The organism is Streptomyces sp. NBC_00986, assembly GCF_045162565.1.
Taxonomy (GTDB): Bacteria; Actinomycetota; Actinomycetes; order Streptomycetales; family Streptomycetaceae; genus Streptomyces.
Window position 1 is genome coordinate 5,703,860 of record NZ_CP108733.1, and the last position, 15,294, is coordinate 5,719,153.

The 15,294-nt window shown below is 69.3% G+C and carries 14 protein-coding genes; 4 read left to right on the forward strand and 10 right to left on the reverse strand.

Translation table 11 applies throughout. The features are described from left to right. Positions 1-17 precede the first annotated feature (17 nt). From OG504_RS25145 to OG504_RS25155, 3 genes are all read right to left on the reverse strand, one after another. Positions 18-1,082 (reverse strand): hypothetical protein, encoded by a 1,065-nt coding sequence (locus OG504_RS25145; RefSeq protein ID WP_405991836.1) that lies wholly within the window; start codon positions 1,080-1,082, stop codon positions 18-20. Between the two features lie 285 nt (positions 1,083-1,367). Beyond that, on the reverse strand, positions 1,368-1,568 hold the full coding sequence (locus tag OG504_RS25150) for a DUF397 domain-containing protein (RefSeq protein ID WP_405991837.1): 201 nt from the start codon (positions 1,566-1,568) through the stop codon (positions 1,368-1,370). Beyond that, positions 1,565-2,377: a helix-turn-helix domain-containing protein gene (locus tag OG504_RS25155; RefSeq protein WP_405991838.1), complete on the reverse strand. Its 813-nt coding sequence runs from the start codon at positions 2,375-2,377 to the stop codon at positions 1,565-1,567. The genes OG504_RS25150 and OG504_RS25155 overlap by 4 nt, the downstream gene beginning before the upstream one ends. 78 nt (positions 2,378-2,455) lie before the next feature. On the opposite strand from OG504_RS25155, the gene OG504_RS25160 reads away from it, so the two are divergent. Next, the gene (locus OG504_RS25160) at positions 2,456-2,866 is read left to right on the forward strand and encodes a hypothetical protein (RefSeq protein ID WP_405991839.1); all 411 of its coding nucleotides are present in this window, start codon (positions 2,456-2,458) and stop codon (positions 2,864-2,866) included. Here the strand turns inward: OG504_RS25160 and OG504_RS25165 are convergent. From OG504_RS25165 to OG504_RS25185, 5 genes are all read right to left on the reverse strand, one after another. Further along, the gene (locus OG504_RS25165; protein ID WP_405991840.1) at positions 2,805-5,561 is read right to left on the reverse strand and encodes a tetratricopeptide repeat protein; all 2,757 of its coding nucleotides are present in this window, start codon (positions 5,559-5,561) and stop codon (positions 2,805-2,807) included. The genes OG504_RS25160 and OG504_RS25165 overlap by 62 nt on opposite strands. 24 nt (positions 5,562-5,585) lie before the next feature. Beyond that, a complete protein-coding gene (locus tag OG504_RS25170) occupies positions 5,586-5,897 on the reverse strand; it encodes a trypco2 family protein (RefSeq protein WP_390166581.1) in 312 nt (103 codons plus the stop codon). A gap of 116 nt (positions 5,898-6,013) precedes the next feature. After that, positions 6,014-6,673 (reverse strand): DUF5063 domain-containing protein, encoded by a 660-nt coding sequence (locus tag OG504_RS25175; protein ID WP_405991841.1) that lies wholly within the window; start codon positions 6,671-6,673, stop codon positions 6,014-6,016. After that, on the reverse strand, positions 6,666-7,265 hold the full coding sequence (gene recR / locus OG504_RS25180; RefSeq protein ID WP_019070339.1) for a recombination mediator RecR: 600 nt from the start codon (positions 7,263-7,265) through the stop codon (positions 6,666-6,668). The genes OG504_RS25175 and recR overlap by 8 nt, the downstream gene beginning before the upstream one ends. 69 nt (positions 7,266-7,334) lie before the next feature. Next, the gene (locus tag OG504_RS25185; protein WP_078652697.1) at positions 7,335-7,679 is read right to left on the reverse strand and encodes a YbaB/EbfC family nucleoid-associated protein; all 345 of its coding nucleotides are present in this window, start codon (positions 7,677-7,679) and stop codon (positions 7,335-7,337) included. Positions 7,680-7,974: 295 nt separating this feature from the next. On the opposite strand from OG504_RS25185, the gene OG504_RS25190 reads away from it, so the two are divergent. Then, positions 7,975-8,694, forward strand: coding sequence for an SLATT domain-containing protein (locus OG504_RS25190; protein ID WP_405991842.1), 720 nt, complete (start codon positions 7,975-7,977; stop codon positions 8,692-8,694). Between the two features lie 18 nt (positions 8,695-8,712). Here OG504_RS25190 and OG504_RS25195 read toward each other — a convergent pair whose 3' ends face one another. After that, positions 8,713-10,239: a substrate-binding domain-containing protein gene (locus tag OG504_RS25195; protein WP_405991843.1), complete on the reverse strand. Its 1,527-nt coding sequence runs from the start codon at positions 10,237-10,239 to the stop codon at positions 8,713-8,715. A gap of 142 nt (positions 10,240-10,381) precedes the next feature. Beyond that, a complete protein-coding gene (locus tag OG504_RS25200; RefSeq protein ID WP_405991844.1) occupies positions 10,382-12,523 on the reverse strand; it encodes a serine/threonine-protein kinase in 2,142 nt (713 codons plus the stop codon). Positions 12,524-13,059: 536 nt separating this feature from the next. On the opposite strand from OG504_RS25200, the gene OG504_RS25205 reads away from it, so the two are divergent. Both OG504_RS25205 and OG504_RS25210 read left to right on the forward strand, forming a co-directional pair. Next, positions 13,060-14,415, forward strand: coding sequence for an aspartate aminotransferase family protein (locus OG504_RS25205; RefSeq protein WP_405991845.1), 1,356 nt, complete (start codon positions 13,060-13,062; stop codon positions 14,413-14,415). Between the two features lie 167 nt (positions 14,416-14,582). Beyond that, positions 14,583-15,287: a GntR family transcriptional regulator gene (locus OG504_RS25210; RefSeq protein WP_405996420.1), complete on the forward strand. Its 705-nt coding sequence runs from the start codon at positions 14,583-14,585 to the stop codon at positions 15,285-15,287. Positions 15,288-15,294: the final 7 nt, after the last annotated feature.

Consider the following 15,294-nt stretch of genomic DNA (forward strand, 5'->3'; position numbering starts at 1 on the left):
GTGCCGCTTCTCGACCGTCACGGGTTCCAGCGCCTCGGCGGGAGGCCGTTCGCGATGCGGTCGCGGTTGTCGCGGTAGTGATAGTGGACGCGGTCCTCGATCGGCACGGGGCGGAACGTGTCGGGCACGGGCCCGCCCGTACGGCGTTCCAGCTTCTGCTTCAGGAAGCGGGCCGTCGTGGTTCCCAGGTAGGCGATCTCCTCGAACCCCTTCTTGATCTCCTCCTCGCTCAGGTCCGGCTCCGCCCGGCATTCCTCGCACACGCCGTTGATGATCTTCGCCGTCCGCTCGTCGGCGTCACAGGTGGCGCAGGCCATGAGCACGCGGGTCACACGAGCGCGGAGAGGGCGGGTCTCGGCGGCGTCGTTCTTCTTCGGGGGCATCTTCGACTCCAATCGGTTGCGGGCCAGTCCGCCCGGGTTCGTGACGGTGGGTGGCAGTCCGTCGGTCAGCGCGCGGGCCATGTCGGCCGGGGTGGCGCCTCGTGCCAGCCACTCGGCGGCGAGGGGTTCGAGGGCTCGGCACTCGGCTTCGGAGAGGGACATACGGGGCTCTGCGGCGCGGAGTTGGGCGAGTGCGCGGTACGCGGCGCTGGGCTCGGGGGTCGGGTCCGTCGCCGGTGTCCCGTCGGTCTTGGTCTCTGTCTCGGTCTCGCTCTGGTTCTCCAGGGCAGGGGTCGGGGTCGGGTCTTCCGTCCTTGCCAGGCCCGGCTGGTAGTCACGCGTGACGTCCCTGCCGTGGCGCTCACGCGCGAACTCGGCCCACCACCGCGCCGACCTGGGCGTACGCGACCAGTACGTCCGCGTCACCCACCGCATCGAGTTGTCCTCGACGGTGATGTGTTCCTTGATCCAGCGCAGGTGGCCGGCCTCGGTGAGGCTCTTGAGAGACGTACGGCAGGCCTGCTGGCCGTAGCGGGGGTGCTCGGCCGCGATCACCTTGTGGCCCATGGCGTGACCGTTGTCGAGGTGGTCGATGAAGACGGCGATCTCGGCGTCTCGGGGGAGCAGATGTGCGAAGTCCGGGTCGGCGTGCGGGTCTTCGTCACCCGTGGCGCGTTTTCCGTAGCCCGTATTGGCCATGGGGTGCGACGGGGACGGCAGGGCAGGGCTAGGCTGGGCGTAAGCCACGATCGAGTCTCTTTCGATCCGTAGGTCTAGGCCCCGGAGCCGGTGCTACCAACACCGACCGGGGCCGAACTATTTGCTTGTTTGCCGTGAACCTAGAGTGGCTTTACGTTCCAGCGCAAGCTGATCACCGAAGGTCACCCGTTCGGGTTAAACCCCCCTCAACTCACGTACAGGCTTGGTTGGTTGGGTTGTTTTCAACCAGCCCAGAACCCAAGAAAAGAGCTCGGATCCCGGGGCTCAAGCTCCGGGGTGAGCTGCGGAGACTCCGGAGAGGAACGCCGTCCAGGCGGGGGCAGGGAGGGCAAGTTCGGGTCCCGCGAAGTTCTTCGAGTCGCGTATGTGGACGGTCAACTGCGGTGCGGGGAGGGCGACCTCGACACAGGCACCGCCTTCGTTGTCGCTGTAGCTCGACTTGAACCACACGAGTTGTTCTGTCATTGCTGTGCCGCAATCCGTTCGAGGAACTGGGCCGTCTCAGCAGGGCCCAGAGCCATCGTCCGAAGCAGGCTAAGACGCGCCAGATAGTTGCTCACCACTTCTGGGTCTGTGGTGAGTTGCCTCATCGCCTGCCCCGTCGAGTAGGCGTGCCGTTCATGGTCGGGGGTCTCAAGCAACACCATCGGTCCGATGAGCGCGGTGGAGACGAACGACTCAAAGGGCAGCACCTGGACCAGAACGTTGCTGAGCCGCGCCATGTCCAGGATGTGTCCCACCTGTTCCCCGTCCACCAGCGGGGTGCGCAGCGCCGCCTCGTAGACCAGGAACACGAAAGCCACGGGAGGAGTGCGCGTAAGCAGCAACTGACGCTCCAGACGAGCCACCACTCGCTCCTCCACCGTCTCCTGACCCACGGGCGGATAGCGTCCTTCCATCAAGGCCCGCGCGTATCCCTCCGTCTGCAACAGCCCAGGGATCAGGGTCGCTTCGTAGGACCAGTGGCTGATCGCCTCCTGCTCCCGCTCCATGAAGTCCTGCGCCCGCGCCGGAGACTTCTCCTTCTGCAAGTAGTCCTTGGCCGCGCTCAGCATCCCCTCAGCCCGGCACATCCCATCGGCTACGTCGAGCACGCGCGGCGTCGGCATCCGTACGCCCTGCTCCATCGACTTGATGGTGTCCGGCGAGTAGTTGGAGGCGGCGGCCAGCTCCTCGCGGCTCACGTTGGCCTTGGTGCGCCACCGCTTCAGCTGGTTCCCGATGTACCGCCAGGCCACAGGCGGCAGGGAGTTGGCGTTGGACTGGCCCGGCACAGCACCCACCTCCGACCGATACACCCCGGCGTGTATCACCTCAGTCACTACCGAGCGTAGCTTCGCAAACGCCAACGTGTGACCATGACCGAATCAATTCATCTACCGGACTGGATTCCCGCATCCGGTCACCAACTCCGCCTCACCGGCGTCCACTTCGACGCCGTACGCATCGAGGGCGTACGGGGAGAACAGGTCGCCACGCGTCTCATCGAGGCCGCCGACGGGGATGCGGGGCCCGTCGTCTGCGAGGCCGCGGGGTTCCGGTGGATGTACTTCCTGCTGGCGCCCGGGGAAGTGCGCCGGCACAACTGGCCTTTGGGTGTGCAGCAGTTCGGCGGCCGGGGCGCTCGTACCGTCACGTACATCGGGATTCCGGCGCTCTACGGGAACACGTGGCCGTTGCGGTGGTACAGCGAGCCTACGGTTACGGCGCCGTTTGTGGAGGCGGGGCGGTTGGGGGCGGTGCTGGAGCTGGTGGGGGCGTAGGTGAGGGCTGTTGGGCGCGCACGGTGGAGAGATTCGAGCGGACGATCTTTGTCGTCGGGTGGTTCTCGCCCAGTGCACGGAGACAGCCGGCCAGTGCCTGTTCGTAGAGCGGGATCGCCCGCGCCACGTCCCCCGACACCCGATACGCGCCAGCCAGGTTGTTCCGCGAAATCAACGTGTCCGGATGATCCTCACCCAACACCCGAGCACGATCCGCCAACGTCCGCTCAAACAACGGAACCGCCCGCGCCACGTCCCCCGACACCCGATACGCGCCAGCCAGGTTGCTCCGCGAAGTCAGCGTGTCCGGGTGATCCTCGCCCAACACCCGCACACGGTCCTCCAACGTCCGCTCAAGCAACGGAACCGCCCGCACCACATCCCCCGACTCCCGATACGCGCCAGCCAGGTTGTTCCGCGAAATCAACGTGTCCGGGTGATCCTCGCCCAACACCCGCACACGGTCCTCCAACGTCCGCTCAAGCAACGGAACCGCCCGCACCACATCCCCCGACACCTGATACGCGTAGGCCAGGTTGTTCCGCGAAGCCAGCGTGTCCGGATGATCCTCACCCAACACCCGCACACAATCCTCCAACGTCCGCTCATACAACGGGACCGCCCGCACCACATCCCCCGACTCCCGATACGCGACAGCTAGGTCGTTCCGCGAACTCAGCGTGCTCGGGTCATCCTCACCGAAGAGCCGAGTAGCCGCTGCTAGAGAACGGACAAAGCACTCAGTTGCCTGACTCACCTGCCCTTGCTCCTGCAGGAACTGCCCCGTCAGAGTGAGGATGAAATGAATCTCAGCCGTGTCCTCACCCGGTTCGAACACGTCAAGGATGGCTTCGGCGTGGGGAAACAAGGCTCTCCATGTCGGCCAACCCGCAACGTTCCCCCTGGGATCGCGCGGAAGCTCCTCAAGCATCAGCTTCGTAGCCCGTTCACGCGCGGCCAGGATGCGCGCCTGATCACGATGCGGATCGTCCGCCGCCGGTGTGCGGGCCACCATCTGGATCAGGCGGTGGATACCGACCCCAGTCCGGTCGAGCGTGATCATGCTGTAGTCCGCCAACAGCCCCAAGAGTTGGGCAAGGTCCACCGGATCCTCGGCGAGCGGCTCAAACAGGGAGCGCGGAATGCCTGTCGGGGCGTACCACGCCGCGATCCGCAAGATCTCCACCGCCCTGGGATCCTGCCCCTCAAGCACATCCAACGTGATGCGCCAGATCCGGGCCACCGTCCGCGCAGGGTCAAAGCCGCCCGGTGCCGCAGCCGCCGCACGCGCCGGATACTGCTCCAGCATGGCCCGGTACGCCGAGATCGAGACCTCCCTCTGCGCGATGAAGGCGCCGGCCTGTTCCAGAGCGAGCGGCAGATGACCGAGTTCGTCCGCCAGTGCGCGGGCCTCGTCTTCCTCACCGCCCCCGACTAGGCGTAACAGGAGGGCCAACGAAGCCTCCTGATCCAGCACACGCAACGAGATCGGCTCGCACACCCACCCCCGCTTGTACCGGCTCGTGATCAAGTGACGCCCGGATGCCCGTAGTTGCCCCGTCCAGGCATGCACATCCCCCGGCCTCTCCGCGTTGTCGAAGACCAGCAGCCACCCAGGATGCGTCTGCAACCACCCGACAGCCCACTCGGCGGCCTGCGTAGTAGTGAGGTCTGACGGCTCCTCGCCCCGCAGCCGCACAGTCAGCGCCGCGAAACCCGCCTCGATCAGCTCAGGCGTATCCGAGCGAATCCACCACACCAACCGATACGCCCCCGCATGGTCATGCGCGTAGTGCAAGGCAAGAGTCGTCTTCCCGACACCCCCGAGCCCATGAACCGTCTGCGTGATCGTCTGCGACTCCCCCGAAAGCGCCCGCTCCAGCTCCGCCATCACCTCCGCCCTACCGACGAAAATCGGCGACGGCAGCTCCGGCAAGTTGTTCACACCCGGCGGGACTTCGACGTCGTACACGGTTGTCCCACGCGGCGGTCCCTCCCGGTCCGCAGCCGCAACATCCTCCGGAACCAACTCCCCCACCGCCGCCACAAACCCGGGCCGCGCCGCCAACCCCACCACCGACACCGCCGTCAGCTGATCCCCGTCGTAATCCCGCCGCCGATCGGTCGTCACGACCCCGATGAGCCGCCCCCTGACGAAGAGCGCCGCCCCGGAAGCCCCCGCCCACGACGACTTCTCGTCCCGCCTGCCGGGCACGGCGACCCCGTCGACGTACGCCGTAATCAGCCCACCCGACTTGAGCCCCGTCAGCCTCTCGATGTGGCCGCGGATCTCCTTCGTGTCCCGGATGCCGTCCCGTACCTCGGACCGGGGGAAGCCCACCGCGACGCACTCCAGCCGCCCCTCGTCCGCTACGACCGGGCCGCCGTCGATCCGGCCCCAGCGGACAGGTGCAACACCGGCCGGCCGCACCCACCCCGGATCCGTGATCCTGACCAACGCCCCGTCCGCCTGCGGCTCCCGCTCCAGATCAGGTAGTGGCTCCGTCAGCGGCCACAGCACCTCCGCCGCAAGCCATTTGGAGTCGTCGCCGAGACCCCTGACCTCCAAGTCCCCGCAGCCCAGCACATTGTGAAGCGCCGTAAGAACAAGCTGATCCCCGACCAGATACCCGGTCCCCGAACACTTTCCGACCGGATTCCAGATCTCCACGACCCGCCGCACGTCCCTAGCCACAGGCCAACACCCCCGTGCTCCCCGTTACTTGGGGCGTTCCCCGGAGTCGTCCGCGATACGCCGGTCCTCGCCCTCGTCGTCGACCGGCTGGAGCGTGAGCTTCACGCGGCTCGTCGTGCCCTTCGACCGTGAGGCCTTCGCCTCCGCGCCGAACGGGAGCACCAAGACCTTCGCCCGTGCCTCCCCGTCCTTCTTCATGTCCACGGCGAACTCGATCTCCACCGGCCCCGTCCGGAACTGGATCTCCTGCCCCGCTCCGTCCCGCGCCGCCTGCTGAAGCTCCGCGCGGATCGCCCCGATCGCCTCGGCCAACCCCATCCACACCTCATCGGCCATCAGGCGTCCCCCTCGTCCCCGTACCCGCACATCCCCGTACACGCACTGTGGGGCGCAGCGTACTCGCCGCGCCCCACAACCTGCTTGAAAAGACCGCTGATTGACCAGCTGGTTGACTACTTGACCGGCCTGATCCCCAGCGGCCCCGCGATCTCCTCCGCCATCACCGCGCCCGCCTCGAACTCCAGCGTCTCGTCGCCCATGCTCACGTCCGTGTCCAGGCCGTCCAGTTCCGGGAGGGGCTGGTTGAGGCGGACGTGGGCGACCAGGGACTGGAGGGCGCGGAGGGTTGCCGAGGCGGTGGAGCCCCAGTTGGAGAAGTAGGAGAACTGCCACCACCACATGGCCTCCGTGGTGCGGCCGGCGCGGTAGTGGGCCATGCCGTGACGGAGGTCGGCGACGACGTCGGCCAGGTCGTCGGAGATACGGGCCGGTACCGGGGCCTTGCGCGGCTCGTAGGGGTCGAAGACCTCCGAGTACACGTCGATCGGCTCCAGCATCACCGCGAAGCGCTCGCGGATCTCGTCCACGTCCGGCTCCGGGCCCAGGTCGGGCTCGTAGCGCTCGTCCGGGAGGATGTCCTCGTGCGCGCCCAAGCGGCCGCCTGCCAGGAGGAGTTGGGACACCTCCAGGAGGAGGAAGGGGACCGCCGAATCGGGGTCCTCGCCCTTCGCTACCTCGAACACGGCCACCAGGAAGCTCTCGACCTGGTCCGCGATCTGGACCGCGAAGTCGTCCGGGTCCGGATCGGTGGCATGCAGCGTGGCGTCAGACATCTAGGAGTCGTCTCCCCTCGAAGGCGCGGCCGAGGGTCACCTCGTCCGCGTATTCCAGGTCGCCGCCCACCGGGAGGCCGCTGGCCAGGCGGGTGACCTTGAGGCCCATGGGCTTGATCATGCGGGCGAGGTACGTGGCCGTGGCCTCGCCTTCCAGATTGGGGTCCGTGGCAAGGATCAGTTCCGTGACCGTACCGTCGGCCAACCGCGCGAGAAGTTCTCGTATACGCAGGTCGTCGGGTCCGACACCTTCGATCGGGCTGATCGCGCCGCCCAGGACGTGGTACTTGCCCCGGAACTCGCGGGTGCGCTCGACCGCGACGACGTCCTTCGGCTCCTCGACCACGCAGATGACCGAGAGGTCGCGGCGCGGGTCGCGGCAGATCCCGCACAGCTCTTCCTGCGCGACGTTTCCGCAGGTCGCGCAGAAGCGGACCTTCGCCTTGACCTCCATCAGGCACTGCGCGAGCCGCCGTACGTCCGTCGGCTCCGCCTGCAGGATGTGGAAGGCGATCCGCTGCGCGCTCTTGGGACCGACGCCGGGGAGTCGCCCCAATTCGTCGATGAGGTCCTGGACCACGCCTTCGTACAACGGACTGCCTGCCCTTCCTGGAGTCGTGCGGGTACGTGCCGTACGTACCGTAGTTGGCCGCGGGCCGTCTTAGAAAGGCAGACCGGGGATACCGCTGCCGCCGCCGAGCCCCTGCGCGAGCGGGCCGAGCTTCTGCTGCTGGAGGGTCTGCGCGTTCTCGTTGGCCGCCTGGACCGCCGCGACGATCAGATCGGCGAGGGTCTCGGTGTCCTCGGGGTCGACCGCCTTCGGGTCGATCTTCAGCGCGCGGAGCTCGCCGGCGCCGGTGACGGTGGCCTTGACCAGCCCGCCGCCCGCCTGTCCGTCGACCTCGGTCCGCGCCAGCTCCTCCTGCGCGGCCGCCAGGTCCTGCTGCATCTTCTGGGCCTGCTGCAGCAACTGCTGCATATTGGGCTGGCCACCACCGGGAATCACGATCAGCTCCTGGTTTCGTACGGCTGTCAGTCGGCTGTCAGTCATGGATACGGCCGTGGAACGGCCATGGATACGGCTGTATGGGCGAGGTTTCCCGCGCTCGGCACGAGCCTACGTGGTCCGGGCAGTCATCGCTTCAGCACTCTTTCGAGTGAGTCCTCACCGTGTCCTATACCTGATCAAGACCCACTTCCGGGCGGAAAAGAGGTGAAACCAGATCCTTCGCCACCCATTGGGCGGTAGGAAGGGTCCGGCACATCAGCATCAGGTGTCACACGACGTAAGGGAGTGCCGGGTGGGTCAGCCGGAGATTCAGCCCGAAGGCGGCGATCTGGCCGGGCGGACGTTTCCGCTCGGGGACTGGGGCGAGCCGACGGCCCGGCTGGACGAGCTGTACCGGTGGGTCGAGCGCGGGGCGCTGGAGACGGCGGACCGCTATCTCACGGACCGGGTGTGGAAGCGGCGCGGGGCGCGGGTGCTGCGCGCGGGCGCGGCGCTGGGCGCGCTGGCGGGGGCCGCGCTGCCCCTGCTGGACCTCACCGGGGTGGTGGACGGGCTGGCCGCCTGGGGCTATCTGGCGCTGCTGCTGGGGGCCGCGTGCGTGGCCGGGGACCGGTTCTTCGGGATGACGTCCGGCTGGATGCGGGACGTCGCTACGGCGCAGGCCGTGCAGCGGCGTCTCCAGGTGCTCCAGTTCGACTGGGCGTCGGAGGGCGTACGGGAGTTTCTGGGGCCCGCGGAGGGCACGGCGAGCGAGGCCGCTGACCGGTGCCTCGGGGTGCTGCGGCGCTTCTCGGAGGACGTGACGGAACTGGTCCGGGTGGAGACCGCCGACTGGATGGTGGAGTTCCGGACCGGGGCGGGGCCGCTGGGCATCCAGTCGGCGGTGGTCCCCGGGAGCCGGCAGGAGGGGACCGTCGTGCAGGGCAGGTTCCCGCAGCCGCCGGGACCGGGCGGGCCGGGCGGCGGCAGTCGGCCGAACATGCCGAGGCAGCGGCCGCCCGAGCCCCGGTGAGCCGGTCCGCGCGCTGAGCTAGGCGCAGAGCTTCAGGCCCTCCGGCGTCCAGCACGGGATGTGGCCGTGGGTGCGGATCACGTCCTGGCCGTTGCCCCGCGAGAGGTAGGTCAGGAAGCTCGACGCGAGGGAGTCGGCCGGGGGCTGGCCGTAGGTGTAGGCGTACTCGATCTCGCGGTACGGGTAGGCGCTCGTCCCGTGTTCGATGGCGTCCACGGAGGGCGGATGGCCGTCCAGCCGGAGAGTGTGCAGGCCCTTGGCGCCGGACGCGAGGGTGAGTTCGCTGTAGCCGATCGCGCCGGGGAGTTCGGCGACCTGGCTCAACACCTGGTCCGTGGAGTCGAGTTCACAGCGGATGACGGGCGCGGTCGGATCGTCCTTGTGAACGCAGTCAACAGAGGAATTGGCGATCTCACCGCGCTTCAGCACCCGGCGCTGAAACACCTGGCGCGTACCGGAGTTGGCGTCCCGGCTGACCAGATGCACCGCGAGGTTCGGCCCGCCGAGCTGCCGCCAGTTCTTGATCTCGCCCCGGTACAGGCGTCGTACGTCCGCGGTCGACAGGTTCTTCAGAGGGATGCCGTCGTTGACGACGATCGCGAAGACCGACATCGCGACCCGGTTCTCGCGCAGTCGCGGCATGTCGCTCGGCTTGGGTCCGTCCGAGAGCGCTACGACGGCCGGGGAACCCTTCGTCGACGCGAGCCCGGTGGCCTCCAACTCCCGTACCCCTGCGGTCGATCCGTGCGGGTCGACGACGACCTTCGCGCCCTCGCAGTCCCGTTCGTACTTCTTCGCGACCTCCTCCACGACCGGGGCGAACGCGGTCGAACCGGTGACGGTGAGGGTGCCGTGGGCGCAGCCGATCGGGGGCGGGGTGTCGTCACGGACCACGACGATCGCCGCGAGCGTCACCACGCACACCGTGAGCATGATGGTGATCAGCCGGGAGGCGCGGCTGAACAGGGGCGCCTTGTCGTCCGGGGTGGCGCTGCGGTTGGGGTGCACCTCGCCGTCGCGGATGCCGCCGATGAGCCGGATCGGGCAGCCGACGTCACCGCCGGACAGCAGCACCAGCAGCTTGAAGTGGTCACGCGGGTTGAGCGGGACGCGCGGGATGCGCAGGGTGTTGGTGTCGTAGCCGAGGCCGGCCGCCGGGGTGAAGTGGTCCATCAGATGGTCGGTGCCGACCGGCTGGGTGACCGAGACGCCGCGGATCGTGCGGTCGGTGAACACCGCGGTGAGGCCGTGGAGTTCACGCCCGGTGTAGTCGTTGTCGGCGATGCTCTGCGAACCGTCGTTCTCGATGCGCAGCAGGACGAGGGTGGCGTCGGACATGCCGGGAGCCTCGTCGAAGAGGCCGAGGCGTCTGTTCGCCCGCCCCGAACGGACGTCGTCGCCGATGGGGTTGTCCATCTGGACGCGATAACCGATCCGCTTCCGGCGCGGCACCCGGCGTTCGTACCAGACCATCACGCCGGACGCGACGATACCGAGCACCGCCGTGCCCACGGCGACGACGTTCTCCGCACTCAGCCACTCCACTGCGGGCCCCCGCTCCCCAGCCGGATCGTGGGGTCACGGTACGAGCGGCAACGGACAACACGCAGGGGGTTCCGAACGAAGTTCGCGTGACGTTCAACTGGCCCTGACGTGAAGGGAGTTCAGCTCACCGTCCGCGAGAGGCTCAGCCCGCCTTCGTGTACGTCAGCTTCTCCCCGTTGCTGGTGCTCACGCGCTCCAGCGTGGTGGCCGACAGCAGGGTGATCTCGGTGGCGGAACCCGGGTTGCAGGACGACAGCGGCTTCCCGGCGGTGACGGTGGACGCGCCGATCGCCAACGGGCTCTCCCCGCCCGGCTCTTGGGTCAGGTCGGCGCTGAACTCGCAGTGGTAGCCGGGCCCGTCCGCGACGAGGGTCAGGACAGGGTCCCCCACCTTCCCCTGCCGGATGGTGAGTTGGCGGGTGTTGTGGCCCGTGGCGTTGTCGATGGACGCGTTCCAGGTGCCGAGGTATCCGCTGGGTACGGCGCCCTCACCGGTAGGCGTGGCGGAGGGCGATCGGCTCGGCGTCGGCTCCCCCGTGCTCGGCCCCGGGGTCGTGGGCGCGGCGCTGGTGGCCCGACCGCCCGAACCTGCCTTCGTACGACCGCTGTTGCTCCCGTCCTTCATCAACGCGTACACCGAACCACCGGCGCCCAGCGCGACGACCAGCGCGACCACGACGAGGAATGCCGTGGACCGCCCGTTCCTGCGCGGCGGCCGGGGTTCCCCGTACGCCGGGGCCATCCCGGCCGGCCCCGGGCCGTAGGGCGGGGTGGCGCCGAGGCCGCCGTTGTGGGGGTAGGGGTTGTACGGCACCTGGCCGCCCCAGCCGAGGAGTTGGCGGGGTGGGGGCTGGGGGTACGCCTGCTGCGGGTCGGCGTAGGCGGCGGGCTGGGGATGTTGTTGCGGGTAGCCGTAGGCCGGGTGCGGGGGCTGTGGGGGCGGCGGTGTCCGGGTGGCTCCGGCCGAGGCCACGACCTCCGTCGGAAGGTGGTCGTCCGGCGCTGCGCCGGGCGCCCGTGCGGGGGGTGTCGGAGAGGACTCGTCGGAGGCGGGGGCGTGCTCGGGCGAGGCCTCGGCGACGGCGGGTGTGCGGGCGGCGGGTGCCTTGCTGAACAGGTCCGGCTTCTCCACGGGGGCGGGAGCGGGCGCAGGAGCAGCAGCGGAAGCGAGCGGGAGCGCGGGCGTGGCTGCCTGAACCACAGCCGCACCTTCCGCCTCCGCGCCCTCCGTGCCCCTCACACCATCCGCGCCCTCCGCCTCGGAACCCTCCACGCCCGGGCCCTCCGCCTCCACGCTCCCCGCCTCCGAACCGCCCTCCCCCGGTTCCCCCTTCTCCGGATCCACCCGTTCCAGCTCCGTCGTCTCCGGGTCCTCCGTGTCCAGCAACCGCACGGCGTGGCGGCCGAGTTGGGCGACCAGCGCGCCCGGCAGCCACGGGTCGCGGGAGCGGCCGCCGGAGACGGTGTCCTCGGCGCCCGTGCGGTCGAGGATGCGGTTGAGGGTGGGGCGGGTGGCCGGGTCCTTGCGGAGGCAGTCGCGGACCAGGTCGGCGATGCCCTCGGGGACGCCCGACAGGTCGGGTTCCTCCTGGGCGATGCGGAACATCAGGGCGTGGACACCGCTGTTGGCGGCGCCGAAGGGAAGGGTGCCGGTCGCGGCGTAGGCGAGGACGGAACCGAGGCAGAAGACGTCGCACGCCGGGGTGATGCGGTCGCCCCGCACCTGTTCCGGTGCCATGAAGCCGGGCGAGCCGACCAGCGAACCGGTGCGGGTGAGTCCGTCGCCGGCCTGGGTCTCCAGGGCGCGCGCTATGCCGAAGTCGATGACGCGGGGGCCGTCGATGGTCACCAGCACGTTGGACGGCTTGAGGTCGCGGTGGACGATGCCGGCGGCGTGGATGTCCTGGAGCGCGTGCGCGAGCCCGGCCGCGAGGATCCGTACCGACCGCTCGGGCAGTGCGCCGTGGTCCCGCCCGACGACCTGTTGCAGGCTGGGCCCGGCGACGTACCCGGTGGCCACCCACGGCACCTCGGCCTCGGTGTCCGCGTCCAGCACGGGTGCCGTCCAGTGGCCGCCGACCCGCCGCGCGGCCCGCACCTCCTGCCGGAACCGCGCCCGGAACTCCTCCTGCGCGGCGAGGTCCTCCCGCACCAGCTTCACGGCGACCGTGCGGCCCCGGTCCGACCGGGCCAGATACACGTGCCCCATGCCACCGGCGCCCAGCCGGGCCAACAGCCGGTACGCCCCGATCCGCTGCGGATCGGCCGCCCCCAGTTTCTCCACGACCGCGCCGCCTCCCCTGAATTCCCCGGTCACGCCCCGGTCGCGCGCTGGTGCTCCGCGACAGACCGGGAACAGCCCGAGAATAGTGCGGGGAATCGACGGGACGGATGGTGAGGTGTCTACGGTTCCGTAACGGCCAAGCCGTCCTGGTCACCGGGCGGACCGAGTTCGTCCAGCACCGCCGACAACCCCTCCAGCACCTCCACCGCCTCCGCGAGCCGTGCCTCGCCGAACGCCTCCGCCAGGCGGTCCGCGACAGACCGAGAATAGTGCGGGGACAGGACGCGATGGCCGGAGCGGTGTCTACGGTTCCGTAACGGGAGTCCGCCCCGAGCCCCCGCACCGCCCCCCTCTACAGGCTGGGGCCATTTCTAACCGGTCACGCGCACGGACAACGGTTAGATTTACCCCCGGCTTCCAGCGACCCCCCTCACCGACCGCCCGCCTCCACCCCCGACAATCTGTCGCGGAAACCCCCCGACCACAGACAGGACGCCGATTCCGTTTCCGTATCGCGGACATTTACGCTCACCCGCATGACCCCTCAGCCCAACCCCCAGGCCGGCGCCGCCGTGAAGGCCGCGGACCGTGCGCACGTGTTCCACTCCTGGTCCGCGCAGGAGCTCATCGACCCGCTCGCCGTGGCCGGCGCGGAGGGGTCGTACTTCTGGGACTACGACGGCAAGCGCTACCTGGACTTCACCAGCGGGCTCGTCTACACGAACATCGGCTACCAGCACCCGAAGGTCGTCGCCGCGATCCAGGAGCAGGCCGCGACGATGACGACCTTCGCGCCCGCGTTCGCGATCGAGGCCCGGTCCGAAGCGGCCAGGCTCATCGCCGAGCGCACCCCGGGCGACCTGGACAAGATCTTCTTCACCAACGGCGGCGCGGACGCGATCGAGCACGCGACGCGCATGGCCCGGCTGCACACCGGGCGGCCGAAGGTGATGTCGGCGTACCGCTCGTACCACGGCGGCACACAGCAGGCGATCAACCTCACCGGGGATCCCCGGCGTTGGGCCAGCGACAGTGCCGCGGCCGGGGTCGTGCACTTCTGGGCGCCCTTCCTGTACCGGTCCCGTTTCTACGCCGAGACCGAGGCGCAGGAGTGCGAGCGCGCACTGGAGCACCTGGAGACGACGATCGCCTTCGAGGGTCCGGCGACCATCGCCGCGATCGTCCTGGAGACCGTTCCGGGCACCGCCGGGATCATGGTGCCGCCGCCCGGTTATCTCTCCGGGGTCCGTGAGATCTGCGACAAGTACGGGATCGTCTTCATCCTGGACGAGGTGATGGCCGGGTTCGGGCGGACCGGTGAGTGGTTCGCGGCGGATCTGTTCGACGTCGTACCGGACCTGATGACCTTCGCGAAAGGCGTGAACTCCGGGTACGTACCGCTCGGCGGTGTCGCCATCTCCGGCGCGATCGCGGACACCTTCGGCAAGCGGCCCTACCCGGGCGGACTGACGTACTCCGGACACCCGCTGGCCTGTGCCGCGGCCGTCGCGACGATCAACGTCATGGCCGAGGAGGGCGTCGTGGAGAACGCGAAGCACCTCGGTACGACCGTCGTCGAGCCCGCCCTCCGCGCGCTGGCCGAGCGGCACCCGAGCATCGGCGAGGTGCGGGGCGTCGGGATGTTCTGGGCGCTGGAGCTGGTGAAGGACCGGGAGACGCGCGAGCCGCTGGTGCCGTACAACGCGGCCGGTGAGGCGAACGCGGCGATGGCCGCCTTCGGGGGCGCCGCCAAGCAGCAGGGGCTGTGGCCGTTCGTCAACATGAACCGAACGCATGTCGTCCCGCCGCTCAACGTGAGTGAGGCCGAGTTGAAGGAGGGCCTCGCCGCCCTGGACGCGGCGCTCTCCGTCGCGGACGAGTTCACCGCGTAGAACGGCGGTTAATTCGGCGCCGAATACACCACTTAGCACCCGGAATGGGCGGGTCCGTTCAACTGGTGCCCGCATCCGGGCAAGAGGGGAACCCGAACGCGTAAGGTGGCGTGCTCGTAGACATATACGAGTACGCCATCGAACGCGACGAGGGAGACGCCCCGACGATGCCCGGAGGAAGCAGCGGCAGCGGCGCCGTGACCCGCAGCACCCTGCGGCAGCAGATCGCCGACGCGCTTCGCGACGAGGTCCTGGCCGGCCGGCTCCAGCCCGGTCAGGAGTTCACGGTGAAGGAGATCGCCGAGCAGTACGGCGTCTCCGCGACTCCGGTCCGGGAAGCGCTCGTCGATCTCTCCGCGCAGGGACTCCTGGAAGCCGACCAGCACCGCGGCTTCCGCGTCCACGAGTACTCGGTGGCCGACCACCGCGGGATGATCGAGGCCCGCGCCCTGGTCACCGAGGGCATGTTCCTGGCCCTGATCGAGGGCCACCCCGTCTTCGACCGCACCGACGACCCCCGTACGGTCGCCGCGCTCGCCGGTGTCCGCCGCCGCGGCGAGGAGGCGCAGCGCGCCGCCGACGCCGGTGACCTCACCGTGCTGATCGGCTACGACCTGCGCTTCTGGCGCGAGTTGAGCGCCATGTTCGGCAACCCCTACCTCGGCGACTTCCTGCACCGGCTGCGCGTCCAGTCCTGGGTGTGCACGGTGCAGCACCTGCGCCGGCTGAGCGATCTGCGCGGCCGCCTGTGGTCCGAGCACACCGAACTGGTCGACGCCCTGGCGCGCCGCGACACCCCGGCCGCGCGCTCGATCGTCCTCGCGTACAACACGCACTCCCTCGACCTCATCGAGCGGCTGGCCGCCCGGTGACCGGACC